At 42.7% G+C, this 24,098-nt stretch carries 23 protein-coding genes; 8 read left to right on the forward strand and 15 right to left on the reverse strand.

Annotated features, from left to right (window positions below):
- Positions 1-35 precede the first annotated feature (35 nt).
- The 4 genes from BFN00_RS00005 to BFN00_RS00020 form a co-directional block, all read right to left on the reverse strand.
- Positions 36-1,232, reverse strand: a complete 1,197-nt coding sequence (locus BFN00_RS00005) for a PilT/PilU family type 4a pilus ATPase (RefSeq protein WP_044108350.1) — start codon at positions 1,230-1,232, stop codon at positions 36-38.
- 245 nt (positions 1,233-1,477) lie between these two features.
- On the reverse strand, positions 1,478-2,527 hold the full coding sequence (locus BFN00_RS00010) for a 3-deoxy-7-phosphoheptulonate synthase (RefSeq protein ID WP_071850085.1): 1,050 nt from the start codon (positions 2,525-2,527) through the stop codon (positions 1,478-1,480).
- Positions 2,528-3,048: 521 nt separating this feature from the next.
- Positions 3,049-3,579: a hypothetical protein gene (locus BFN00_RS00015; protein WP_005246167.1), complete on the reverse strand. Its 531-nt coding sequence runs from the start codon at positions 3,577-3,579 to the stop codon at positions 3,049-3,051.
- A 209-nt stretch (positions 3,580-3,788) separates the two neighbouring features.
- Positions 3,789-4,853: an S-(hydroxymethyl)glutathione dehydrogenase/class III alcohol dehydrogenase gene (locus BFN00_RS00020; RefSeq protein WP_249449766.1), complete on the reverse strand. Its 1,065-nt coding sequence runs from the start codon at positions 4,851-4,853 to the stop codon at positions 3,789-3,791.
- A 169-nt stretch (positions 4,854-5,022) separates the two neighbouring features.
- Here BFN00_RS00020 and BFN00_RS00025 point away from each other — a divergent pair, with 169 nt between their 5' ends.
- From BFN00_RS00025 to BFN00_RS00035, 3 genes are all read left to right on the forward strand, one after another.
- Positions 5,023-6,579: a phospholipase D family protein gene (locus BFN00_RS00025; protein ID WP_071850086.1), complete on the forward strand. Its 1,557-nt coding sequence runs from the start codon at positions 5,023-5,025 to the stop codon at positions 6,577-6,579.
- Between the two features lie 167 nt (positions 6,580-6,746).
- Positions 6,747-7,184: a hypothetical protein gene (locus BFN00_RS00030; protein ID WP_004647076.1), complete on the forward strand. Its 438-nt coding sequence runs from the start codon at positions 6,747-6,749 to the stop codon at positions 7,182-7,184.
- Between the two features lie 159 nt (positions 7,185-7,343).
- Positions 7,344-7,820: a pyridoxamine 5'-phosphate oxidase family protein gene (locus BFN00_RS00035; protein ID WP_071850087.1), complete on the forward strand. Its 477-nt coding sequence runs from the start codon at positions 7,344-7,346 to the stop codon at positions 7,818-7,820.
- A gap of 98 nt (positions 7,821-7,918) precedes the next feature.
- Here the strand turns inward: BFN00_RS00035 and BFN00_RS00040 are convergent, their stop codons facing one another.
- From BFN00_RS00040 to BFN00_RS00070, 7 genes are all read right to left on the reverse strand, one after another.
- Complete coding sequence (locus tag BFN00_RS00040; protein WP_004280436.1) at positions 7,919-8,503, reverse strand: uracil-DNA glycosylase family protein; 585 nt, start codon at positions 8,501-8,503, stop codon at positions 7,919-7,921.
- 32 nt (positions 8,504-8,535) lie between these two features.
- Positions 8,536-9,246: an SGNH/GDSL hydrolase family protein gene (locus BFN00_RS00045; protein ID WP_004280437.1), complete on the reverse strand. Its 711-nt coding sequence runs from the start codon at positions 9,244-9,246 to the stop codon at positions 8,536-8,538.
- A 217-nt stretch (positions 9,247-9,463) separates the two neighbouring features.
- A complete protein-coding gene (locus tag BFN00_RS00050; RefSeq protein ID WP_071850088.1) occupies positions 9,464-10,522 on the reverse strand; it encodes a fatty acid desaturase in 1,059 nt (352 codons plus the stop codon).
- Between the two features lie 409 nt (positions 10,523-10,931).
- Positions 10,932-11,675 (reverse strand): SDR family oxidoreductase, encoded by a 744-nt coding sequence (locus BFN00_RS00055; protein WP_071850089.1) that lies wholly within the window; start codon positions 11,673-11,675, stop codon positions 10,932-10,934.
- Between the two features lie 40 nt (positions 11,676-11,715).
- On the reverse strand, positions 11,716-12,414 hold the full coding sequence (locus BFN00_RS00060) for a histidine phosphatase family protein (protein ID WP_071850090.1): 699 nt from the start codon (positions 12,412-12,414) through the stop codon (positions 11,716-11,718).
- Positions 12,411-13,532 (reverse strand): phosphotransferase family protein, encoded by a 1,122-nt coding sequence (locus tag BFN00_RS00065; protein ID WP_004731178.1) that lies wholly within the window; start codon positions 13,530-13,532, stop codon positions 12,411-12,413. The genes BFN00_RS00060 and BFN00_RS00065 overlap by 4 nt, the downstream gene beginning before the upstream one ends.
- Before the next feature lie 52 nt (positions 13,533-13,584).
- Positions 13,585-14,826 (reverse strand): acyl-CoA dehydrogenase family protein, encoded by a 1,242-nt coding sequence (locus BFN00_RS00070; protein WP_071850091.1) that lies wholly within the window; start codon positions 14,824-14,826, stop codon positions 13,585-13,587.
- A 95-nt stretch (positions 14,827-14,921) separates the two neighbouring features.
- Between BFN00_RS00070 and BFN00_RS00075 the strand changes: the two genes are divergently transcribed.
- Positions 14,922-15,839, forward strand: a complete 918-nt coding sequence (locus BFN00_RS00075) for a LysR family transcriptional regulator (RefSeq protein WP_071850092.1) — start codon at positions 14,922-14,924, stop codon at positions 15,837-15,839.
- A gap of 168 nt (positions 15,840-16,007) precedes the next feature.
- Positions 16,008-16,619 (forward strand): thermonuclease family protein, encoded by a 612-nt coding sequence (locus tag BFN00_RS00080; protein WP_005262794.1) that lies wholly within the window; start codon positions 16,008-16,010, stop codon positions 16,617-16,619.
- 95 nt (positions 16,620-16,714) lie between these two features.
- Here the strand turns inward: BFN00_RS00080 and BFN00_RS15740 are convergent, their stop codons facing one another.
- From BFN00_RS15740 to BFN00_RS00090, 3 genes are read right to left on the reverse strand one after another with little or no spacing between them, the layout of a single operon-like run.
- Positions 16,715-16,822, reverse strand: a complete 108-nt coding sequence (locus BFN00_RS15740) for a hypothetical protein (RefSeq protein ID WP_005246144.1) — start codon at positions 16,820-16,822, stop codon at positions 16,715-16,717.
- 9 nt (positions 16,823-16,831) lie between these two features.
- Positions 16,832-17,836, reverse strand: coding sequence for a cytochrome d ubiquinol oxidase subunit II (cydB, locus tag BFN00_RS00085; protein ID WP_044108336.1), 1,005 nt, complete (start codon positions 17,834-17,836; stop codon positions 16,832-16,834).
- Entirely contained in the window at positions 17,833-19,278 is a 1,446-nt protein-coding gene (locus BFN00_RS00090; protein WP_071850093.1) for a cytochrome ubiquinol oxidase subunit I, read from the reverse strand. The genes cydB and BFN00_RS00090 overlap by 4 nt, the downstream gene beginning before the upstream one ends.
- 265 nt (positions 19,279-19,543) lie before the next feature.
- Here BFN00_RS00090 and BFN00_RS00095 point away from each other — a divergent pair, with 265 nt between their 5' ends.
- Both BFN00_RS00095 and BFN00_RS00100 read left to right on the forward strand, forming a co-directional pair.
- The gene (locus BFN00_RS00095) at positions 19,544-19,987 is read left to right on the forward strand and encodes a MarR family winged helix-turn-helix transcriptional regulator (protein ID WP_004647091.1); all 444 of its coding nucleotides are present in this window, start codon (positions 19,544-19,546) and stop codon (positions 19,985-19,987) included.
- The gene (locus BFN00_RS00100) at positions 19,984-21,186 is read left to right on the forward strand and encodes an MFS transporter (protein ID WP_071850094.1); all 1,203 of its coding nucleotides are present in this window, start codon (positions 19,984-19,986) and stop codon (positions 21,184-21,186) included. The genes BFN00_RS00095 and BFN00_RS00100 overlap by 4 nt, the downstream gene beginning before the upstream one ends.
- Before the next feature lie 6 nt (positions 21,187-21,192).
- Here BFN00_RS00100 and BFN00_RS00105 read toward each other — a convergent pair whose 3' ends face one another.
- Complete coding sequence (locus tag BFN00_RS00105; RefSeq protein WP_071850095.1) at positions 21,193-22,173, reverse strand: GlxA family transcriptional regulator; 981 nt, start codon at positions 22,171-22,173, stop codon at positions 21,193-21,195.
- 78 nt (positions 22,174-22,251) lie between these two features.
- Between BFN00_RS00105 and BFN00_RS00110 the strand changes: the two genes are divergently transcribed.
- A complete protein-coding gene (locus tag BFN00_RS00110; protein ID WP_082180534.1) occupies positions 22,252-24,075 on the forward strand; it encodes an acyl-CoA dehydrogenase in 1,824 nt (607 codons plus the stop codon).
- Positions 24,076-24,098 lie beyond the last annotated feature (23 nt).

Below are 24,098 nucleotides of genomic sequence, written 5' to 3' on the forward strand. Positions count from 1 at the left end.
ATTGATGACACGCCCTAATAGAAAATTAGAATTTTTTATTCCGTTTCCGACTGATCTTCTGCATCTTTATCAGTTGTTTTCGGTTCTGTAATCATGGAAAATTGGGTGGCTTGCCCAGCCGGAGCATTGTCTTGACGATTACTTTTTAATTTGATCTGTAAACGTAATTCATTGGTTGAATCGGCATTACGTAATGCTTCTTCATAAGAAATTTCGCCTTGGTTATAGAGTTCAAATAAAGCCTGATCAAAGGTCTGCATTCCCAATTCCCGTGATTTTGCCATAATCGCTTTCAACTCATGAAACTCTCCTTTCAAAATCAAGTCTGAAATGAGCGGTGTATTTAACATGATTTCAATGGCTGCTCGACGTCCCTTGCCATCCTGAGTCCGAACCAAACGCTGTGAAATAATAGCCTTCATATTGGAGGACAAATCCATCAACAACTGATTGCGACGTTCTTCTGGGAAGAAGTTAATAATCCGGTCTAAAGTCTGGTTGGCATTATTGGAATGCAACGTACCTAAACAAAGATGCCCAGTTTCAGCAAAAGCAATCGCATGTTCCATAGTTTCTGTATCGCGGATTTCCCCGATCAAAATCACATCGGGTGCCTGACGTAAGGTATTTTTTAAAGCATTTTGCCAAGAATGGCTATCTACCCCGACTTCACGATGGGTAATCATGGATTTTTTATGCTTGTGTACATATTCCACCGGATCTTCTACCGTGATGATATGTCCAGCCGAGTTTTCATTCCGATAGTCAATCATCGCTGCCAGTGAAGTTGATTTACCCGAACCGGTTCCACCGACCACCAAGACTAGACCACGTTTTTCCATAATCACATGTTTCAGCGATTCAGGCAGTTTTAACTTCTGGAAATTTGGGATTTCCGCAGTGATGGTACGAATCACCATACCGATATTCAACTGTTGCTGGAATACATTGACCCGGAAACGTGAAATACCCGGAACAGTAATCGCAAAATTACACTCAAGTTCGGTTTCAAATTCATTGCGCTGTTTTTCATTCATTAGGCTATAAGCAAAGAGCTTGGTTTTCTCAGCGGTCAGGGTCTGCTGTCCAAATGGTTTCATCAAACCTTGATGTTTAATACTTGGTGGAAAATCTGCAGTAATAAATAAATCTGAACCGCCATATTCAACCACTTTGGTTAGCATATGGTGCATAAATTTTCGTGCTTCTTCTAAAAGCTCTAGCGCAAACATTGAGATCCCCAAGTGAACGGATTTGATATTTAAATATTTGAAAAATTTATATATTCAGAGAGATATACTGGTTTTTATTGTGTCTAGAGTTAGACAAGGACACAAACAGATTTTAATAATTTGATGAAAATTATCGTCACAATTATGTGACCTATTACAGGTTAATTATATTTATAAATAACTGCTTCCTGATATTCAAAAAAGCACTTTCCCCGCTGCTCAAGCAGAGAAAGTGGTTTTTAAATTTAGGCACTACGTTTCAGACAACTGATCGCTAAAGTATTGGCCACCTCCAGTAACAGTTGTCGTGTTTTTGTCCAGCCCAGACATCCATCAGTAACAGATTGACCATAAGTCATTTGCTCAGAAATTTTCTGGTTGCCATCTACCAAATGACTTTCTAGCATTACGCCACGAACATTGGTCTGTAAGCGTTCTGCCACGATCTGCTCCAGTACTTCAGGCTGCAGCATCGGATTTTTTGAGCTATTGCCATGACTACAGTCAATCACCAATGCGGGTAAGTCGATCTGATGTTTGGCGCGGATTTTCTCAATTTCTGACAATTGATAATTTGGTCCGCTATTCGAGCCACGTAAAATCAAATGTGCTTTAGGATTACCTTGCGAGTGTAAAATGCATGGCAAACCGGATTGGCTCATTCCCAGGAATTGATGCGGATGAGAGGCAGACTGAATGGCATCCAGAGCAATTTGAATCGAACCGTCAGTACCATTTTTGAAACCAATGCTATATGGCATATGGCTGGAAATTTCGCGATGAATTTGCGATTCGCTGGTACGTGCGCCAATCGCACCCCAAGCTAGTAAGTCATCGAAATAAGCAGTTGCCATTGGGCTAAGAATTTCCGAAGCGATTGGCAGGCCCATTTCAATAATTTTTAGGTATAAGTCACGGGATTTTTCCAAGCCCAATTGCATATTGGATGAACCATCCAGATTTGGATCGTAAAGGAAACCTTTCCAACCCACCGTAGTCCGTGGTTTTTCAATATAAGCACGCATCACCAGGAAAATCTGATCAGATAGCTGTGACTGAAGTTGTTTTAATTTTTCTGCATAGTCTAGCGCGGAAGCTTCATCATGAATGGAACATGGGCCTGTGACCACCATTAAACGATGATCCTTGCCTTCTAATATATTTTGAATAGTTTGACGGTGTTCAGCGACTTGGCTGGCCAATTGCGGAGACAGTGGCAATTGCTGCTTAAGCTGCTGAGGTAAAATTAAAATGCTTTCAGCATGATGTTGTTGTGATGTATTTGGGGTATTCATGACTTTAATCCTGGGACTGGCAATCAGTCCAAACTTTTATTTGAGCGTTATGGGTCTAATCGAAGGTGTTGTGAGTGTCATTAGCTGACTAAAATAAGACCAATAAAAGTTGTTAAAGTATGAATAGTTAAAGTTTGTCATGGCTGTCTCCAAAATATTGTAAAAAATGAAAGGCATAAAAAAACCTGATCAGGGTTGCCGATCAGGTATAAACTGGTGGGCAACCTTTTCATTGCCCAAACGCATTCAGGCAATTAGCTAAACTGCCAGAAATAAAAATATGCGTTTGAAATGATAGGTTGCTTTAACATGTTATGTCTTTCATAAAATGTGATTCTGAAATTAAAATACGCGCTCTGTGATCATTTGACAAGCATTAAATATAAAAAAATATTTATTAACTTTTCTACTTTTATTTATTAATTCATCAAACCGTGAGATGTATCACTAAAATTGGTAAAACCCACAAACCTATTGCAGATTTTACCAAAGAAACTTCAGTTTAATCCAAAGATTAAAAATTAACGTGAAACACGATTCCAGGCATCACGCACTGCAAATTTAGCCTGTTCCCAGTTTAAACGTGATTCGCCTTTTATTTGTTCCCATTTCAGTCTCAAATCAGGTTCTACGTCTTCAAAACGGGTATGGGCATCATAGCTACCACGGTTTTCATAACCGACTCGGTAGGCCGTATCATAATCACGGTCATAATCCAGATCGCTATAGGTAGTACGGGCATCTGAATAGTATGGCGTATTGATCGAATTATCACGCCAGTAAGCCTGTTCTTCTGTTGGATTTATAGCTTCGCCTACACCTTTACCTGCCAGACCACCAACAACAGCACCGACAACGCCACCGACAGCGACACCCACTGGACCGCCTGCAGCACCAATAGCTGCACCTGCAGCTGCACCACCTGCAGCACCTACACCTGTACCTACAGGATGTGCGCCAGGTTCACCCGTAATTGGATCAGCATTTAAATCATCGCGGACATCTTTAGGCGCATTCTTAATTACATCACGATCAAAATTATCATTCGACATAGAGCTTATCCTTATTCTTTAAAATGGTTTTAGCACGTATCTTCATACGTCCTATTTAATATAAGCATCTGGCATGTAATGACATTAGCAGGCGTGTTTTGTTTCAGTGACTCTCTGTGAGGCTTTCATGCACTAATGTATCCTGAATCAAGTGAAAGCCGCATAAAAAAGACCGGTTTAATACCGGTCTTTTTTAAAATTGAAAAAGCTTAGTCAAAATGAATGACCGTACGGATTGATTTACCTTCATGCATCAAGTCAAAAGCTTCATTGATCTGATCCAGTGGCATGGTATGTGTCACAAAAGGCTCAAGTTGAATTTCACCTTTCATGGATTGCTCTACCATTCCCGGCAATTGTGAACGACCTTTTACCCCACCAAATGCAGTACCCATCCATTTACGACCTGTGACTAACTGGAATGGACGGGTTGAAATTTCTTTACCTGCTCCGGCAACACCAATAATCACCGACTGACCCCAGCCACGATGCGCACATTCTAGTGCTGAACGCATCACATCTACATTGCCGATACATTCGAATGAATGGTCTACACCCCAACCAGTCATTTCGACAATCACTTGCTGAATCGGCTGATCATAGTCTTTTGGATTCAGGAAATCTGTCGCACCAAACTGTTTCGCCAGTTCAAATTTATCCGGATTGGTATCAATCACAATGATACGGCCGGCTTTGGCCTGACGTGCGCCTTGTACTACAGCAAGACCGATACCACCTAAACCAAATACTGCAACACTGTCACCTTCCTGAACTTTAGCGGTGTTATGTACTGCACCAATACCGGTAGTCACACCACAGCCCAGCAGGCAAACATGCTCATGGTTGGCTTCAGGATTAATTTTTGCCAGAGAAACTTCAGCAACCACGGTATATTCTGAAAAAGTTGAACAACCCATATAGTGATAGATCGGCTCGCCATTATAAGAGAAACGGGTCGTACCATCTGGCATGACACCTTTACCTTGCGTCGCCCGTACAGCAACACACAGGTTGGTCTTGCCTGATTTACAGAACAAGCATTCGCCACACTCAGCAGTATAAAGCGGAATCACGTGATCGCCGGGTTTCAGGCTGGTGACACCTTCACCGACTTCAACGACCACACCCGCACCTTCATGACCCAAGATTGCAGGAAATACACCTTCAGGATCTTCACCAGACAAGGTAAATGCATCGGTATGACACACGCCTGTATGGCTAATTTTTACCAGTACTTCACCTGCTTTTGGTGGAGCAACATCCACTTCTACAATTTCTAATGGCTAGCCTGGACCAAATGCAACTGCTGCACGTGATTTCATGTAAAACTGTCCTTTTTTTGCTGATTTACAGATGACTAACAGTAACCTCTTTCTATTCGGAGATTCAACTATTAACATCACAAGATAAGGAATAAAAGATCCTATAATTAATGGAACATCAATGACTAAACCTTCGCCTTTTGTATGTTTGAGCATTTTTACTTTTAGCATCATGCTTTCTGGCTGTGAACCGGCTCCCAACACTGCTGAAGAAGCGAAAATCACGCCAGTTCGACCTGCACACTGGATCGACAATCAACTTTCAAAACAGCAGATCAATAGCGGTAAAACGGCTTTTTTGCCGCTCTATGATGGCTTTATGAGTATGGCAGCGCGTCTGCACCTAATTAACAAAGCCAAATATCATCTGGATCTGCAATATTACATCTGGAAGGATGATTATATTGGCAATATGATCTTGTCTCAATTGCTCAAAGCTGCCGATCGCGGTGTCAAAGTACGGGTTCAGATTGACGATCAAAATGGTACCCAGCTTGATGACAAGCTTCTTGCTCTAAGCCAACATCCAAATTTTGAAGTTCGGATTTTTAATCCCTATAAATTTCGTCATTTACGTGCGCTGGATTATGGCTTCCGGATGAAAAAGGTCAATCATCGCATGCACAATAAATTGATCATTGCGGATGGCACTGCAGCCGTGACCGGCGGCCGCAATATCAGTAGTGAATATTTTGATGCCAGTGAAGATTTTCAGTTCACCGATGTGGATATATTCTTCGCAGGGCAAAGCGTAACAGATGCCAATCAGACCTTTATTAACTTCTGGAATGATGATCTGAGTTATGACGTTCGACAGATCTTGAATGATGCCGGCCATCCTGAAATGCTTAAAAGGCTCAGAACTGAATTTGAACGAGAAGATGTTGACGAAACTGAACTCAAACGCCGGGTGGGCATTGCCGAGAAACAAGTCGAACAACACTTAAAAAAACAACCCATTCACTGGGCGCCGGCTTATTTTGTTGCGGATAGTCCCGCAAAAGCCCGTCCTCATGCCAAAAATGGCGATTATATTTATACCCATATGCTTGAATTAATGGGTGAGCCAAAAAAACATCTGGAACTAGTGTCCTCATATTTTATTCCCACGCAAAAAGGGGCCGACTATTTAACCCGCCGTGCGCAACAGGGTGTGAAAATCAGAATCCTGACTAACTCTTTTCAGGCCAATGATGTGGCCGCAGTGCATGCCTATTACCAGCAATATCGTCAGCAATTATTGAAAAGTGGCATCGAACTCTGGGAATTTAAACCCTACATTGTCCGTCCGGAACGGACCTGGTATGAAATTATGACGGGAGACATTATCCCGGCTAAAAACAAAAATAGCTCCAGTTTGCATGCCAAGTTTTTTGATCTGGATGGCATGGTTTTTGTCGGTTCATTTAATTTTGATCCGCGTTCAGCCTATCTGAATACCGAAGTCGGTCTGGTCATTGAGTCGGAAGATTTTCAGAAGGAAATTACCAGTGCGATGGATCAGTACTTACCACGCGTGGCTTATCAGCTTAAGCTGAATGAAAAAAATGAAATGATTTGGCTAGAACATCAAAAAGATGGCCGTAGCATTCAACATTCACATGATCCGGAAACTACAAAATTCCAGCGTTTTATGATGAATCTGGTGACGAAATTTCCCGGTGAATGGTTAATGTAATGACATTGGAGTGACCTTAAAATTACATGCTATGAAAAGCCCGTATTTCGAGAATAGCCGATTAACCTAACTTAGTCCGATCATCTTTTAAAAGGTTTTACAGTCGATTGCGCTTACTTTAGAATTACACTTTTCTCGTATTTTGCGATTGTTCGCCCTCCACTCCCATGCAATTTTTTGATTTAAGCCGTCAGTTTAAGTTCAGTGATATTCTGACGCCTGTAAAAACTCTCCATGATTTATCCCAGCAAGAATGGTATTTGGCCAAAATTCGGGTGGAACATGACTGTCTGTCCGACTCCGATACGGTCGAGGGACAGGTAGTTTTGAAATCCAGTGAAAATATTCAACTTGAACTGGAATGGCTGATTCAGGATAGCGGTTATGAATTACAGGTTTTATTTAAAGGTGTAGAAACCGAAGCCACTGATGAGACCGGTATTATGTTAAAAGGTGCACAACTGGTCGATGAACTGCAGCAAGTACTCTCTGCCCAAGCATTGAGCTTATGGATTGATGGCACTCTTTTGCCGATGTTGCCCGAGATCCGTCAGGAAATTAAAGCACGTTTAAACTTATGGGATTATGTCGAATACGATGGCTAATCGCCGAGTTTTGCATTTTTTAAAGAGCCTATGGGGCTCTTTTTTATAATCTGAATAACGATTTAGATTGATCAAACTGCCGTAGCTTCAGTTTTTTCAGGCAATGCCGAGCTGGGTAACTTGTTATAAAATTTATAAAAATAATAAGAGAATCAAGGCATGATTTCTGATAATGAATGGCAACAGATTCGCCAGGTGGTCGCTGATGCACAACGGGCCGCCATGCATTGCTCTATTGCAACAGTCAACTCCAAAGGCTTTCCTAGTATTACTCCGATCGGAACCGTATTCCTCAACAAAAAGACCAGTACGGGTTTCTTTTTTGATACTTATTCCACTACTTTTTCTGAGAATTTGCAGCATCAGCCGATGGCCTGCATACAGGCTGTGAACAGTAGCAAAATGTTTTGGTTTCATGCGTTGCTTAAAGGTAAATTTAAGCGTTATCCAGGAGTACGCTTATATGCAGAAATTGAGCCTTTACGTCCGGCCTCACCTGAGGAAATACAGCAGGTGGATTCGCGTATTCGAGCTTTAAAATGGACCAAAGGTAGCCAGTTAATCTGGTCAAGCTTTCATCATGTCCGGGAGATTAAGATCAATAGCTATCGCTGGGTCGAATATCCAAATATGTGAATAAATACAACCAAAAACTTACAAATAGTAAGTTCATTTCTTATCTGCAGCCCAGAAACTTCTTTAACTATTTTTTCATCTGATTATTGGATTAAATATTAAACCAGACCCACATGTTCAAACATCGTCCGGTAACTTTCGGCTTTTTTCTCCAGAGAAACCGGATAGGCTCGAGAAGATGAAGGCATGCGATATAAATACAGATCACGTCCGACAAAATGGGCTTGGCTAGGTTGACCAATACTCGGCTTTAAAGTCCCTTCAGGCATGGACAGCATCATGGTGTCTGTGGCCTTGTCGCCTGTGGTCATAATATGATTGCACTGCGGCATTTGGCTTAGTAGTTGCTCAATATTGGTAGGTACTACAATTTCCAAAAATTTGTCTGAAGCATTGCCCTTTAAACGCCGGATCTGATAGCCACTATCAAAAATCGCAATCCCCGTTTCTGTTAAAAACTCCCGGATCAATTGTTCCTGAAATTTTTTATTGGGTAGATCTAAAAAGTAATCTTTATTTTCAAAGAAAATCAGTCCAAAAATCCGCCACATATCATTTTGATAGTTTGGATAATAAAAGTTCATTTTCCAGCGTGTGGCAGGTGGCGGAAAACTACCCAACATCAGTAATTTGGCATTGGGCGGTAAAAATGGCGGTAGCGGATGCGTTTCAATATCAGACATAGAATTAACTAAATTGAGAGATTTCAACTATTTTAGAAGGTCTTCCGAATCTTGCCAGCTACTTCTTGTCCCCAAAGTGTATAAACTTCCTTACTCGGATGAAAACCATCTGCAGCCATTTGTAAATTCATGGCACGATACTTCTCAATATCGTATTCAATCCATTGCATATTCACTTGCTGATTCACAAAATTTTCTAGTTGCTGGTTCATCTGTTTAGCATACTGGCCAAATAGCCAGGCTAAAGGATTCGGTAGCGCCGGAAACATATTCATTGGCGGCACACCGGCAGCAATGATCAGTTTCGGACTAAATTTTTGCTGAATTTTACTATAAAGCTGTTCCTGCTTCTGAATCCAAACCTCGACAGGTATCAGTTTGGTCACATCATTGACGCCAACCGACGTGACGATTACATCATAGTGCTGGACTTCTATTTGGTCCAAAGCATGAATTACTTTTGAGCTGGTATCGCCTGTTTTGGCCTGTAATTTCCAGTCAATTTCAAAGTCATCTTTCAGTTCATGCAGAATTGCACCCAGTAATGCGTCATCCTGATGTTCTACTCCTACACCTGCTGCTGCCGAATCCCCTAAAATCAGCAGAGACAGTTTGTTGCCGGTTCCGGTTTGACCTTCACGTGCACCTTCAGGTTCCGGCAGTCTTAGGGTATTTTTCTTGACACGATTACCCTGAATGACAAGTGCAGGAATCAAGGCAATGGTGGCGGCTTTCAGCAACATAGCGGGCTAATTTATATAGGGATATACTTAATTTTACCTGAGTTTATTCTTTTGAACTATTTCCTCAACAGTCATTTTAAATGAATGTTCACCTAAATTTAACTAAGATAGGATTCTTGCAAAATACAGGCTTATACATCTTGCCATTGGGTAAAACATCAAGGATAAATATAAAAAAATCCCGCTTAAAAACGGGATTTCTTATGGAAATTAAAGCTTAGATTTTATAGTCATTCCAGCGATTCATACGCTTAAAATTTCCCACATCATTAAAACGCACGCCCACTTCTTTCATTACTTTATGCGCCGTTTTGGACGTCAGTTGACGGATATAAAATGGCTCTTTGACCACAAAATGATGAATCGCATGGGTCGAACCAAAATTACAGCAGAATAACTGGAACGGAACCATCCACCATGGATTGAGCACTTGGGTTTGTTTGATCACATCACGTGGATCAATATCGCCATAGTAATGCATATTTGAGCTGACAAACTGCAAGCTAAAAGAACGGATAAAGTTCGGAATCACCCAGATGACTGCCAGCAGATTTACAATCGGCATCGCGTCGACAATGCCTTGCGACCAGAGCATCTCATAACCGAATAGCGGTGAAACTGCATTTAAACCATGAAAGACCACAAACAGGTAGCACAATCCATAGTAAATAATGCTGAGAGGTAAAAAGCCAAATAGCTGAGAAATCATGGCAATTTTACGTTCTTTTTCAGGCTGTTTTTCCAGAAAAAGATGAATCATTTTAATCATCTGAAATGGACGCAGATACACTGACATCAACTGGTCACTAATCACCAGAATTCGGCGAATGCCCCAAGGCATACCATTACTGATGCCACGTTCTTCCAGGTCATGTTCAGTGCCTGAATATTTATGATGATGCAAATGTAAACGACGACGTGCCCACGGACTGATGGTGTTTGGACGTGCCAACCAGACCAGTGCCAGCATCAGATGATGTGCCCAAGGTGTTTTTTTGAAATACATATAATGAATCAGGTCATGTTCCAATTCATGGGTCAATGACGCAAAAATCGCAATCAAGGGAATGGTAAACCATGCTGAGAGATAACCTGTTCCATATGCTACCGCGCATGCAATCATGCCTGCCCAGGCAAAGCCTAAAATACTCGCACCTATAAAGTTCTGATGTTTGAGTATGGGATAACGAGCACGCACCTCTTCCCCGGCCTGGGTAACGATACTTCTGACCTTGGAGATTCGCTGCTGGTCAGTCATATCCGCAGATGTAGACATATGGACAACCTTTAATTTCTGAACGGTTGTACATTAAAGGAAATTCTAAAAAAGAGAAGTTATCTTTCCACTTTTAGAGTGAGTATGTCTAAGTTTTGGACAGTTTGGAAAAGTTCTTAAAATTGGCGAAAATTAGGAAAAGTAAAAGATGGTCTTTCTCATGAAACGAAAATTTAAAAGTAATTGATTTAATTGCAAATTCATCAATAAAATAAAAATATAATTTTTGATAATTTAAAACTTTATTTTAATAATCAATATATTAGGATTTATAAGATTTCGCTTTTTTGTAAATTCAAGCTATACATTTTTTAGAAAAAAATACTGATTCAGAAATTTTTCTCAGTTTGTCATAAAAAATAAAAAGAGAAGCGCTCTAGCTTCTCTTTTTATAGATCTAAGAGCGCTTTTAACCTAACTTGTTCACCAGTTTAAGTGGTAATACTTTCATGGCTAGACCGAGTGGCAACCAAGGCCATTTCGGCACATAAGCCTTAACTGGTGCTTTTTCAATTTCTGCTGCCAATAAACGCGAACCAGTTTTTTCATCTACTTCAAAAGGTAGCTTTTTTGCCCCTTCATTAATTTCAGTACGAATATATCCTGGGAAAATGGTGGTCACTTTTATTGGCGTATCGATCAATTCAGCTCGAATGCCTTCCGCTAAATGAGCCACGCCGGCCTTACTTGCACCATAAGCCGTTAAATGTTTTGGCATACCGCGCATTGCACTCATAGATGAAATCATCACCAGATGGCCAGAGTTTTGTACACGGAAGATTTCAACTGCAGCTTCACATTGTGCTAATGCCGAAATAAAGTTGGTTTCAACCGTGGCTTTATTGATAGCAAAATTACCTTTACCAATCCGGCGGCCCTCACCGACACCAGCATTCACAATAACTCGGTCAATGGTGCCAAAGTCTTCTTTAAAAGCACGAAACACTTCAAACACTTGATCGTAATCGGTGACATCTAGTGTTTTGGCAATGACTTTGATGCCATATTGGCTTTCCAGTTCCTGCTTTAAGATTTCCAGACGCTCCAAACGACGTGCACAAATCGCCAGGTTATAGCCTTTTTTCGCAAATTCACGTGTCATACCGGCGCCGATCCCTGAACTTGCACCGGTAATTAAAATTGTTTTAGCCATGTATTTACCCTATTCCTTTATTTTTCTAACGTATTAGGTTTTAAATCCAGGTCAATAAGTCTGGACGCTGTGCTTTAATAAAATGATGTTCATTTAAACTGAGTAGTTGCGGTTCATTACCCACCAGACGTAGTGTCGTGATACTGGTATTGGTAATCGCCCAGTTCAGAGCAAAGGTTTTCTCCGGACTAAGGCCCAAAATTTTGCCTACAGCCACAGAAATCACCCCACCTGAGGTATAAACTACTGCATAGCGTGGTCGGCTTTTGGACAACTGGTCACACAGATTTTCTAAGCCGCTTTCCACGCGTGCTTTGAAACTTGGCCAAGATTCATCATATTCATGGTGATAATCATCGCCAGTCCAGCGTGCAATTGCACCGCTAAAAATCTTGCTCAGATAATCCCGTGGATTTTCATGTTCTGATACATCCTGTTTCAGCAATTCAGGCTGATTAAAGCGCGGCTCATAACGGGCGAATACCTGCTGATGATTAAATTCATTCCAGGCACTATCGGTCAGAATCTCACTTTCCGGAAAACATTTGTCCAGTGATAATTGCGCTGTCTGTTGATGGCGTTGCATGGAACCAGCCACCACATAAGGCGCTTCTTTCAGGATTTCGTCAAAATAGCGACCCAAAAGCTTTGCCTGTAACTCGCCGTTGGGCGAAAGTTGATCGTAACTTTCTGCGCCAAAAGAGGCCTGGCCATGCCGGATCAAGTAAATGGTTGTCATTTTGGCATTATCTCTTTAAATTTAAGCACATACTTTTGTGCAATCTCATTGGCTTCCAGTTTTTGCTTGCCAATCAGTTTTAAGGCACGAATATGCAAGGCATGAATCACCACCCAAAAATCCTTGAACGCTGGATTATTAGTCTGTTTATGGTAATAACGATAATAGATCTGCTGGGCAATCACCGCGAGACGGAAAATTCCGAACACCTCATAAAACGCCCAGTTTTCCGGTTGCAGGCCGGTTTTCCCCAAGTAGTAATCCACCACTTCTTTACGGGTAAACATACCTTTTAGATTGGTCGGCTGGCGGCGTGTTGCCTTAAAGATGGCATTGTCAGTATCTTCCACCCAATAGGCTAAAGCAGAACCTAGGTCCATGAGCGGATCGCCGAGTGTCGCCATTTCCCAGTCCAGTACGCCAATCACTTCAGTCGGATTTTCCGGATTTAAGATGACATTATCAAAACGCCAGTCATTATGAATCACACAGGTTTTAGAATCTGAAGGAATATTATCTTTAAGCCAGTTGCGCACATATTTAAACGATGGAACATTTAAAGTTTTAGCCTTTTCATAACGTACATCCCAGCCTTCGACCTGACGGCGACAATAGCCTTCACCCTTACCGAGATTTTCAAGTTCAGTCCCTTGATAAGGCACCTGATGCAATTCGATCAGTTTATCAATCACATTGATACATAAAGTCCGGATATCGGATTCAGTAAGCTGCAGCTCAGCTGGCATTTTGGCGCGAGGAATAATTCCTTCAAGCCGTTTCATCACATAGAAATCACAACCAATCACTGATTCATCCTGACAAAGCGCGACCATTTCAGGCACGACGGGATAATGTTCAGCCAAGGCTTTCTGCACATGATATTCACGTGCCATATCATGGGCTGATTTGGCTTTGGTACCTTGTGGCGGACGACGTAAAATTAAATCGGCATTGGCATACTGTAAACGGTAGGTCCAGTTTGAAGCTCCGCCTGAATATTGGGTCACCTGCACAGGGCCTTCAACATTCACATTTTGCTGAATTAACCAATTGGTGATGGCTTGTACATCCAGTTCTTCACCTGCACGAACTGCTCCACCTACATCAATAACCGCCATAATTTTTCCTTAAAATTTTTTAATATGTTGCAATTTTCTAGTTAAAGCCAGCTTATTTTTTGCGACGAGTACTGTAGCCACGTTTTGCCAGTTCCAGTTTGGCAATCATGCCCTTATGCACTTCGTCCGGGCCATCAGCCAAACGCAAGGCACGTGCCTGAGCAAAAAATCCGGTTAATGGTGTATCCCGAGAAACACCGGCACCGCCGTGGATCTGGATGGCCATATCAACAACTTTTTCCAGCACACTTGGCGCAACGACTTTAATTGCAGAAATTTCAGTCAGTGCTGCCATATTCCCTAAAGTATCCATTTTATAGGCGGCATACAAGGTCAAAAGACGTGCCTGATCAATCGCAACCCGTGCTTCCGCGACACGCTCCAGGTTGCCACCGAGTTTTAAAATCTCTTTGCCAAATGCGCTACGGCTCATACCACGGTCAATCATCAACTCTAAGGATTTTTCCGCAGCACCGATGCAACGCATACAATGGTGAATACGGCCTGGCCCTAAACGGCCTTGGGCAATTTCAAAGCCTTGACCTGCACCCCCAATAAAATTCGAAACTGGAACACGAACATTATCGAAGCTGACTTCGCCGTGGCCATGTGGTGCATCATAATCACCAAAGACTGGAAGCATCCGTTCAATTTTCACGCCTGCAGTATCGACTGGAACTAAAACCATGGAATGCTGATGATGACGGTCTTTGGATTCATCCGGTGTATGTGCCATAAAGATGATGATTTTGGCATTTGGATCACCCAAACCCGAAGACCACCATTTACGACCATTCAAAACAATTTCATCACCTTCAACTACCGCCGTCGCCTGCATATTGGTAGCATCACTTGAAGCCACAGCAGGTTCAGTCATACAGAACACTGAACGGATTTTCCCTTCCAGAAGTGGCATCAACCATTGCTGTTTTTGTTCTTCAGAACCATAGCGCCACAATACTTCCATATTACCGCTATCTGGCGCATTACAGTTAAAGACGGTAGGTGCAATCAGGCTTCGTCCAGAAAGTTCAGCGATATGTGCATATTCCTGAACGGATAATCCCTGACCTAATTCTGAACAAGGCAAAAACATATTCCAGAGACCTGCCGCTTTGGCTTTATCTTTCAATATTTCAAGCTCTGCCGGCCATTGCCATTTGGTCCAGTCGCCACCTTGATTCAGTTGATGCACCTGATGCCAGAAACCAGCCTCGACAGGTTCAATTTCATCAGTAATAAACTTTTTTGTTCTATTTAAATAATCCTGTGCACGTGCTGAAAGCTCAAACATCTCTTTTATCCCTCTAAATATTCTAATTCATACGCTTTACAACACCTTAACCCAAAACCTATTATGAATAAAATGATTTTAACCCATACAATATTATGCATACTATTCATTCCAAAACAGTCATGGACCTGCGAAATTTTCATCGTATCGACATTAACCTTTATCCGCTTTTTATGGCAATTTATGAGCAGAATAGTATTTCTAAAGCTGCACAGATTTTATCAGTTAGCCAGTCTGCTGCCAGTCATGCTCTGCAACGTTTAAGACAGCATTTACAGGATGATTTATTTGTACGTACTGGTAGCAAAATGCAGCCTACGCCGTTTGCGGAACAGATCTATCCTGAGCTGAAGAATGCACTTTTTGCAATTCAAAATATTTCAATACAGCATCAGCAGTTCAGACCAGAAATGATTCAGAGTTTGAAAATTGCCGTTCATGATGAAATTGAGCCAATGATCTTTCCCAGACTGGTTCAGCACTTTCAACAACTCAATCTGGAAATTCAACTTAGCAGCATGAAGCTGGACCGTAAAAATATAGCAGCAGACCTCGCCTCTCAACAGGTCGATTTTGTCATAGATCTGGAACAAAACATTGCTGAAAAAATCCAGTTTGAGCGTCTGGTTCAAGATGAATTTGTAGTGTGTACACAATTAACAGAAATGAATGAGCAGATTTATCTTGCCTCACCTCATATTGGCGTGTCATCACGCCGTACTGGCGTTTTAGTTGAGGATATTTATTTAAGCCGTAAACAATATTCACGACAGATTTTTTTACGCTGTCAGCATTACTCAACTGCTCTGCAAATTTTGGAACAACAAAAGACAGCTATGCTGACTATTCCTAAAAATGTATTGGTACATTTACAATTGGCTACCAGTCTAAATATTTTTGAAGTCCCTGTGGAACTGCCGAAAATTAATATGGGGATATATTGGCATAAGGATTTGCACGAGAATAAGAGACATCAATTTTTGAGAGCTGAAATTTATAAAATTTTTACTTAGGCTATTTATAAAGAAATTTAAATTGCTTAGGCTATTTTATATATAAGTTTAGATGGTTGCAGATTCATCTTTTCGCCAGAAAAATATACTTAGGCTATTTTAGCTGGTACAAAACTAAACACTGAGTGATTAGCTTTTAATCCGTAGATCTACTGGCTTTGCTCTAAAATGGCTCGACTTTTAGCTGTGATTTTACAGCTGGTTTTGCTGATTTGGATCTTGCCTTTGTTAAATCTCTCCATCACCTGGCAAATTGTGCTGGGCTTAGTATTGCTATGTTTTTCTTATTATCTGCTGCATAAAATTACAGTTTATTTAAAAGATGTTTTCCGCCCTTTTAAGAAAGGCAAAAAATACTGGTGCCGTGTAAAAGCCGTAAGTGATGGTGATACCCTCACCTGCTACCGTTTTAACATTCGTCGCTCTGAGACCAAATTGCGCTTTGCTTTTGTCGATGCCCCTGAATCATCACAAGCCTATGGCAAGGAATCGCAGCGTCTGGTCAAAAGCATGGTGAATAATAAAATGGTTCGGGTCAAGATTACCGACATTGACCGTTATGGCCGCTGTGTCGGTGTGGTCTACCGCTATCGCAAAAATATCAATGAAGAGATTGTCAAACGTGGTGCAGCGTGGGTCTATGAAGAATATATCAAGGATAAAAACCATTTACGCTATATGATGGAATTGCAAAATAAAGCTAAGAAACAGAAAAAAGGCCTTTGGAAACATACTCGTCCTGTACGTCCAAGTGTGTATCGTAAACAGGTAAAATCGTAAATTTGGTTTTATCAAAGATAAATGGCAAATAATAAAAAGTGATCAGGACATTCAGATCACTTTTTTCATTTTTTCATTTTTTTAGTTTTACTAATTTAATAAGCCAAATGCACCAGAAAGCGGAATGCACCAGCAATCAGGGCCAGCGTTAAAAATCCTGCCAGCCATAATCCTACAAACCATAATACCTGTTTGCCTTTCATGACTACTCCTTAATGATAGCCATCATCGCCGACCCTGACCTTATGCCGGAATACCCAATAGGACATACCGGTATAAATCACAATAATAGGAATCAGGATCAAGGCACCAATCAAGGCAAATAGCTGGCTATTTTCATGCGCTGCTGCCTGCCAGATGGTCACGCTCGGCGGAATAATATATGGCCATAGGCTGATCAAGAATCCGGTATAAGCGAGGAAAACCAGAACCAGCATATAGGTAAATGGACCTAATTCACTGCGTCTTTTACAGGCACGTAAGGCCAGCCAGGTAAACAGCAGAACCAGAATTGGAACGGGCATAAAATAGGTAAATTGTGGCTGACTAAACCAGCGTTCGGCAATCTGTGGATGGGTCAACGGCGTATAAATACTGACAGCACCCAATATGATCAACAAAGCAATAATCAGCTTAGGCATCAGTTTAAACATTCGATCCTGTAAGTCATCTCCGGTTTTATAGATCAGCCAGCCACAGCCTAATGCCGCATAGAGCACCACCACACTGATTCCGGTGAAGATGCTGAATGGAGTGAGCCAGTCCAGACCACCACCAACATAGACACCATTTCGAGTTTCAATGCCCTGAATATAAGCGCCTAAAATCATGCCTTGCAGGAAACTGGTGATCGCAGAACCACCGATAAAGGCTTTATCCCACCAATGTTTGCTGCGGTTGGCCTTGAAGCGGAACTCAAAAGCCACGCCGCGGAAAATCAAGGCAATCACCATCAGAATAATTGGCATATACAGTGCCGAGAGTACGGTCGAGTAAGCAAGTGGGAAAGCTGCAAATAACCCTGCACCACCCAGTACCATCCAGGTTTCATTGCCATCCCAGACCGGAGCCACGGTATTCATCATGACATCACGTTCATCCTGATGCGGAAAGAAAGGAAACAAGATGCCGATGCCCAGATCGAAACCATCGAGAATGGTATAAATCAATACACCCAAACCAATAATCACAATCCAGATTAATGATAAATCAATCATTTTTTGTCCTCCTGATCCGGTTGTTCAGGAACTTCTTCGATACGTTCGCGAATACTACTTAATGGTCGATGCGAGGCCTGAACCACATCGCTATCTGATTCATGATCTGGTCGGGTATGAATAAAATCCGGGCCTTTGTGCATCAGGCGCAACATGTAGTAAATTCCGATACCAAATACCACACAGTAGACAACTACAAAAATAATCAGGGTCAGCCCCACCTGTTCAGCGGAAACCGGAGACAATGCATCCTTGGTTCGCATGATGCCGTAGACTACCCAAGGCTGACGGCCGACTTCTGTGGTAAACCATCCCGCAAGCATGGCAATAAATCCGGAAGGTCCCATAATCAGGGCAAATCGGTGCAATGCACGGGACTCATAAAAGCGACCACGGGTACGTGCCCACGCTCCCCATAACGCCAGTAACAGCATCAATACGCCGAGTCCGACCATAATCCGGAAGCTCCAGAACACCACCAGCGAATTCGGCCGGTCTTCAGGCGCAAAGTCTTTAAGTCCTGTAACCTTTCCATCCATCGAGTGGGTTAGAATCAGGCTACCCAAGTTGGGAATTGCGACTGCATATTTGGTTTCTTCGGCCTCCATATCTGGAATACCAAAGAGATATAAGGGCATGCCTTCGTCATGATTGGTTTCCCAGTGCCCTTCCATGGCTGCAAGTTTGGCTGGCTGATGTTCAAGGGTATTAATACCGTGCATATCACCGACGATGACCTGTAAGGGCGCGAGTACCAGAAGCAGCCACATCGCCATGGAAAATGAAGTCTTGACCAGTGCATCACGACGGCCTTTGATTAGATGCCATGCGGCTGTAGCAGCGACCAGTAAGGCGGAAACCAGAAAGGCAGCCATGGCCATATGGGCCAGACGATAAGGGAAAGATGGGTTAAACACGATGGCAAACCAGTCTTGCGGAACAATCAGGCCATTTTCAATCGCAAAGCCTTGTGGGGTCTGCATCCAGCTATTGGACGATAGAATCCAGAACATGGAAATACAGGTTCCTATCGCAACCATCAAGGTTGAGAAAAAGTGCGCCTTTGGTCCCACTCGACCCCATCCAAAGAGCATGATGCCCAAGAATCCGGCTTCTAAAAAGAAGGCGGTTAAAACTTCATAAGCCAGCAAGGGCCCAGTCACACTTCCTGCCACCCGGGAAAATTCACTCCAGTTGGTTCCAAACTGGTAGCTCATGACCACACCAGAGACGACGCCCATCCCGAATGCCACAGCGAAAATTTTCACCCAAAATTTGAATAGATCCTGAAAAATCGGGTTTTGGGTTTTGAGCCAGCGCCATTCCAGAATGGCCAGAAAGCTGGCCAAGCCAATAGAAATTGCCGGAAAAATGATATGAAAAGATACAGTAAAGGCGAACTGTATTCGTGCTAACTCTAATGCAGTTAAACCCAGAGTCATAAGCTTCACCTATGCATTGTTATTTGGCATCTTTGCCCTTCAATTTTTAAGTCATGAATTTTTCTAGTGACATGGCTAGCTTAGGCGTGGCTGTTATAAAAAGTATGTAGTCTTTTGTTGATTATTTTTTAATCAGGTTAAACTATGTAACTTTTGCTGATAAAGAAAATATTACTCTGAATAATTTTTAAAACTCTCCTCTTGAGCTTTAGATAAAACAGGCGTAAATTAGGCCTAAATTTAGTTACCCAGGTTAACTAACCATATGTTTTCCGAATCTCCCCGACTTCGTACGCTGTTATTACGCTGCGCACGACTGATGAGCGATGAGATCAATACGATCTTGTTGTCATCTCAATTAAATTATTCCTTATGGCAGGTGTTATACGTCATCCAGTCAAAGCAACAATGCACGCTGGCAGATATTTCCAGTTATCTCAATGTATCCAAGCCCGGTATTACTAAGCGGATTCAGCAACTGGTTGAACTCGATCTGATTGCCCAACTCGAAACTGAAGATAAGCGTCAAAAGCTGTTCAAGTTGAGTGAGCAAGGAATTGAGACCTTTGCGATGTGTTCCAAACAGATCGATGCATTTGAAGATCAGTTGCTTGAGCACATTGAATCAGATGATCTTGAAGGCAGTAAAAATACCTTGATGCAACTCATTCAGCAGTTATATCCCTCATCTCAGGACAGACCTCAATGAGCCAAGAACAAGAAGCGCCTTTATGGACGCCCAATTTTATCCTGATCAGTCTGGTGAATTTCCAGCTGGTTCTGGTGTTCTACTTACTGGTGATTGTGATTGTCGGCTACTCAGTGGCTGAGCTAGGGGCTTCGACTGCACAAGCCGGTCTGGTATCAGGTCTGTTTATTGTCGGCACCCTATTCGGACGCTTATTGATCGGAAAATTACTGAATCGTCTGGGCCTAAAAAATACGCTTGTCATTGGCCTGACTGGTTTCCTACTCTTTTCCGGACTGTATATGATTCCGGCCAAGCTGGAAGTTTTACTAGGCATCCGTCTGATACATGGCTTTATGATGGGTATGGCTTCTACTGTACTGGGTACAGTGATTGCACAGACCATTCCTGCCACACGACGTGGTGAAGGAATTGGATATTTCAGCATGAGCAGCACCCTCGGCACAGCGATTGGTCCCTTTGCCGGAATCTGGCTGATGACAAATTTTAATTATCAGGTAATTTTCATCTTTACCAGTATCGTTGCGCTCAGCTGCCTGATCTGTGGACTGTTTATCCAGCCACCACGCCTTAAGGCAAGTCATTCGTCAGCAGCCTCTACTTCGCAAAGCACCAGCAAACTGGCTCAGTATATTGAACCGAATGCGCTACCGATTGCACTGATTGTACTGCTGGTGGCTACTTCTTATTCAGGCATATTGTCGTTTATTCACTTTTATGCCAAAGAAATTAATCTGGTCGAAGCAGCATCTTTTTTCTTCCTGATGTATGCTTTTGCCATTTTGCTTTCGCGTCCTTTTACCGGCCCGCTCATGGACCGTAAAGGCGAAAATATCATTATCTATCCTGCCATTGTGATTATGGCACTGGGGATATTACTCCTCAGTCAGGCGCAAAACTCTGTGATGTTACTTGCCAGTGCTGCCTTGCTTGGTTTTGGTTTTGGTAATATCCAGTCAGTGTGTCAAACCATTGCGGTGAAAAGTACGACATTGCAGCGTATGGGGCTTGCTACCTCAACCTTCTTTATTGCCCTGGATGCCGGTCTTGGTTTTGGCCCTTATTTCCTGGGTATGCTGCTGGATCAGATTGGTTATCGTCAGCTTTATCTGTTCTCGGCGCTGCTCACCCTGAGCTGCCTGGTTTGGTATTACCTTCTGCATGGCCGTAAAGTGGGAAAAGTACAGCCTTCTCATTAAGCGCTTTTAAAAGCGTCGGCTAAACCGGCGCCGGTATTCCAACGGCGTCAGACCGGTTTTTTTATGAAATAAACGGCGGAATGAACTTGGATCCTGATAGCCGACATTTTGCATGATCACATCCACAGCTTGATCGGTTTCTTCCAGTCGTTTACGGGCAGCCTCAATCCGGATCGCTTGTAGATACTGATTGGGCGGTATGTCTAAGGCTTGTTTAAAGCGTCGAATCAGGGTCCGGCCAGTCACATTAAACTGCTCTGCCAGCTGGTTCAAACTAAAATCTTCATGAAAATGCTGCTCTAGCCAGTTCTGGATTTTTTGTACCAGTTCATCATGGTGCGGCCGGCCAATATTCAGCAATGAATAAGACAACTGGCTATCACGGCGGTAATCAATTACGAAAGATTTAGCCGATTGCATGGCCACCTCAAAGCCATACAAGCGCTCAATCAGATGCAAACCCAGGTCAAACCAGGCCAGGCCTCCACCCGCACAATAGATATTCTGATCCCGGCTAATCATCAGATCGGCATTCAGTTTCACCTTAGGATAGCGTGAACGGAACATTTCCTGAAAACCCCAATGCGTTGTTGCAACTCGGTCATCTAAAATGCCTGCTTCTGCCAGAAAAAAATTTCCGGTACAGTTTCCTGCAATTAAAGTCGCATCTGCATGTGCAGATTTTAAAAAATGAATCAGTTCTGGATTTTGTTGCAATACATCCTGAATTGGTGCAGCGATGGTCGGTACCACCAGAATATCTGCAGTTTGAATCTCTTGATAAGAAACATGTGCCTGCAACTGCAGCCCATTGATACACCGAATCGGGTGTCCATCCGGACTGGCGATACTCACCTTAAACAGGCGCTGTACATCCTGCTGCTGGATCCGGTTCCAGCTTACGCCAGCCATGGCAAATAAATCGACCACGCCCGTAATGGCCGAAGCCAGTGCCCCATCAAAGCCTAAAATCACCACATCTTGCATATTTTTTTATTTGTCACTTTTCACCCGATTCATGTCATTATTGACAATCCTCCTCAATAAAAGCAACTGCTAGTCTTGATGCTATCTCAAGGATTGCACATTCAGGACAGTACCGTGACCCAACTGATTAATGATAAAGATCTTCATTTCCAACTTTATGACGTATTCAAACTTGAAGCGCTGACTAAACTGCAACGCTATCAGGATCATGACAAAAATACTTTCGACAGTATTCTAGAAACGGCAAAAGGTATCGCGACTGATTATTTTGCGCCGCATAATGCCAAAGCTGATCAACAAGAACCGAACTTTGATGGAAAACAGGTCAAAACCATTGATGAAGTGAAGACAGCCTGGCAACAGTTTGCCGATGCCGGCCTGCTTTGCGCCCAGCATGATTATGCAGATGGTGGCATGCAACTGCCTACTTTGGTGAATATGGCCTGCAATGCGTACTTCATGTCGGCCAATCCGTCCACCGTGGCTTATTCTTTTCTAACAGCCGCTGCGGCGAACCTGATCCAGGCTTTTGCCTCCCCACAACAAAAGCAGATATTCCTACCACATATGTTGAGTGGCCGCTTTGCCGGCACCATGGCCATGACCGAGCCGAATGTAGGTTCCTCTTTGGGCGATCTGACCACTAAAGCCATTCCTCAGGCAGATGGAATTTATAAAATTAAAGGCCAGAAAATGTTTATTTCGGGTGGCGATCAGGACATTAGCGAAAATATTGTGCATCTGGTCTTGGCGCGGATTCAGGATGCGCCGCAAGGCGTGAAAGGAATTTCCCTGTTTATCGTACCAAAATTCAAAACCAACGAGGATGGTTCACTCGGTGAAGCTAATGATGTACAGCTGGCTGGCTTACTGCACAAAATGGGCTATCGAGGTACTACATCTACAGTTTTAAGCTTTGGAGAAAATGATAATTGCTTAGGCTATTTAATTGGTGAACCCGGTCATGGCTTAAAATATATGTTCAAGATGATGAATGAAGCACGTGTGGGTGTCGGTCTGGGCGCAGCCATGATTGGTTATCGTGGCTATCTGGAATCTCTGGATTATGCTAAAAACCGTCCGCAAGGCCGGCCAGTTCATGAAAAAACACCTGACTCGAAACCAGTAAATATCATTGAACATACCGATGTCAAACGCATGCTACTGGCGCAAAAGTCATATGTAGAAGGTTCGCTGGCACTTTGCTTATTTGCAGCCCGATTAATTGATGAACTTCAGGCAGCTCAAGATGAAGATAGTGCAATTCTGCTTGATCTCATCACCCCGGTGGTCAAATCTTTCCCTTCTGCCTATGGTCCGAAAGCCAATGATCTGGCTATTCAGGTCCTGGGCGGCGCGGGTTATACTCGTGAATATCCGGTGGAGCAATGTTACCGTGATAACCGGCTCAATCCGATTCATGAAGGAACTTACGGCATTCAATCTCTGGATCTGCTGGGACGTAAACTCTGGCAGCATAATGGCAAAGGGCTCAATCTGCTCATGCAGCGCATCCAGAAGACCTTGTCAGAGATTCATGAACCTAAGATAGTGGAACTCGCAAAGATCTATAAACAGCATCTTGCCACTGTGCAAAAGACTACACAGATTTTAGGCCAGGCCTTGCATCAAGGCAAAGTCAGCGAAGCTTTGGCCAATTCAGGCCTGTATCTGGATATGATGGGTAAGACCATCCTAGCCTGGCTATGGCTGGAAATGGCGAATCAGGCTCAACTCAAGTTTGGCACATCTTCGCAGGCAGAAGATCAGACTTTTCTGGCAGGGAAAATTCAGGCAGCTCAATATTTTATTCGCTGGGAACTCCCTGAAATTGAACATCAGGCCAAATTACTGATGCATCTGGATGATACTTGCCTGAATATGCAAGCCGACTGGTTCTAGGCAGAATTAATCAAAAAATGCGC

The sequence above is a fragment of the Acinetobacter sp. AR2-3 genome (genome assembly GCF_001878775.1).
GTDB classification, from domain to species: domain Bacteria; phylum Pseudomonadota; class Gammaproteobacteria; order Pseudomonadales; family Moraxellaceae; genus Acinetobacter; species Acinetobacter lwoffii_D.

Bases quoted from the DNA above. Each gene is read 5' to 3' on its own strand.
- BFN00_RS00090 (WP_071850093.1), bottom strand. From the start codon at position 19,278: ATGACTCTGGGTTTAACTGCATTAGAGTTAGCACGAATACAGTTCGCC.
- BFN00_RS15740 (WP_005246144.1), bottom strand. From the start codon at position 16,822: ATGAAAGGCAAACAGGTATTATGGTTTGTAGGATTATGGCTGGCAGGA.
- BFN00_RS00105 (WP_071850095.1), bottom strand. From the start codon at position 22,173: ATGCAAGATGTGGTGATTTTAGGCTTTGATGGGGCACTGGCTTCGGCC.
- BFN00_RS00040 (WP_004280436.1), bottom strand. From the start codon at position 8,503: ATGTCTGATATTGAAACGCATCCGCTACCGCCATTTTTACCGCCCAAT.
- BFN00_RS00050 (WP_071850088.1), bottom strand. From the start codon at position 10,522: ATGTCTACATCTGCGGATATGACTGACCAGCAGCGAATCTCCAAGGTC.
- BFN00_RS00005 (WP_044108350.1), bottom strand. From the start codon at position 1,232: ATGTTTGCGCTAGAGCTTTTAGAAGAAGCACGAAAATTTATGCACCAT.
- BFN00_RS00015 (WP_005246167.1), bottom strand. From the start codon at position 3,579: ATGTCGAATGATAATTTTGATCGTGATGTAATTAAGAATGCGCCTAAA.
- BFN00_RS00035 (WP_071850087.1), top strand. From the start codon at position 7,344: ATGATTTCTGATAATGAATGGCAACAGATTCGCCAGGTGGTCGCTGAT.
- BFN00_RS00065 (WP_004731178.1), bottom strand. From the start codon at position 13,532: ATGGCGGTTATTGATGTAGGTGGAGCAGTTCGTGCAGGTGAAGAACTG.
- BFN00_RS00055 (WP_071850089.1), bottom strand. From the start codon at position 11,675: ATGGCTAAAACAATTTTAATTACCGGTGCAAGTTCAGGGATCGGCGCC.
- BFN00_RS00095 (WP_004647091.1), top strand. From the start codon at position 19,544: ATGTTTTCCGAATCTCCCCGACTTCGTACGCTGTTATTACGCTGCGCA.
- BFN00_RS00030 (WP_004647076.1), top strand. From the start codon at position 6,747: ATGCAATTTTTTGATTTAAGCCGTCAGTTTAAGTTCAGTGATATTCTG.
- BFN00_RS00100 (WP_071850094.1), top strand. From the start codon at position 19,984: ATGAGCCAAGAACAAGAAGCGCCTTTATGGACGCCCAATTTTATCCTG.
- cydB (WP_044108336.1), bottom strand. From the start codon at position 17,836: ATGATTGATTTATCATTAATCTGGATTGTGATTATTGGTTTGGGTGTA.
- BFN00_RS00010 (WP_071850085.1), bottom strand. From the start codon at position 2,527: ATGAATACCCCAAATACATCACAACAACATCATGCTGAAAGCATTTTA.
- BFN00_RS00045 (WP_004280437.1), bottom strand. From the start codon at position 9,246: ATGTTGCTGAAAGCCGCCACCATTGCCTTGATTCCTGCACTTGTCATT.
- BFN00_RS00060 (WP_071850090.1), bottom strand. From the start codon at position 12,414: ATGACAACCATTTACTTGATCCGGCATGGCCAGGCCTCTTTTGGCGCA.
- BFN00_RS00075 (WP_071850092.1), top strand. From the start codon at position 14,922: ATGCATACTATTCATTCCAAAACAGTCATGGACCTGCGAAATTTTCAT.
- BFN00_RS00080 (WP_005262794.1), top strand. From the start codon at position 16,008: ATGGCTCGACTTTTAGCTGTGATTTTACAGCTGGTTTTGCTGATTTGG.
- BFN00_RS00025 (WP_071850086.1), top strand. From the start codon at position 5,023: ATGACTAAACCTTCGCCTTTTGTATGTTTGAGCATTTTTACTTTTAGC.
- BFN00_RS00070 (WP_071850091.1), bottom strand. From the start codon at position 14,826: ATGTTTGAGCTTTCAGCACGTGCACAGGATTATTTAAATAGAACAAAA.
- BFN00_RS00110 (WP_082180534.1), top strand. From the start codon at position 22,252: ATGCTATCTCAAGGATTGCACATTCAGGACAGTACCGTGACCCAACTG.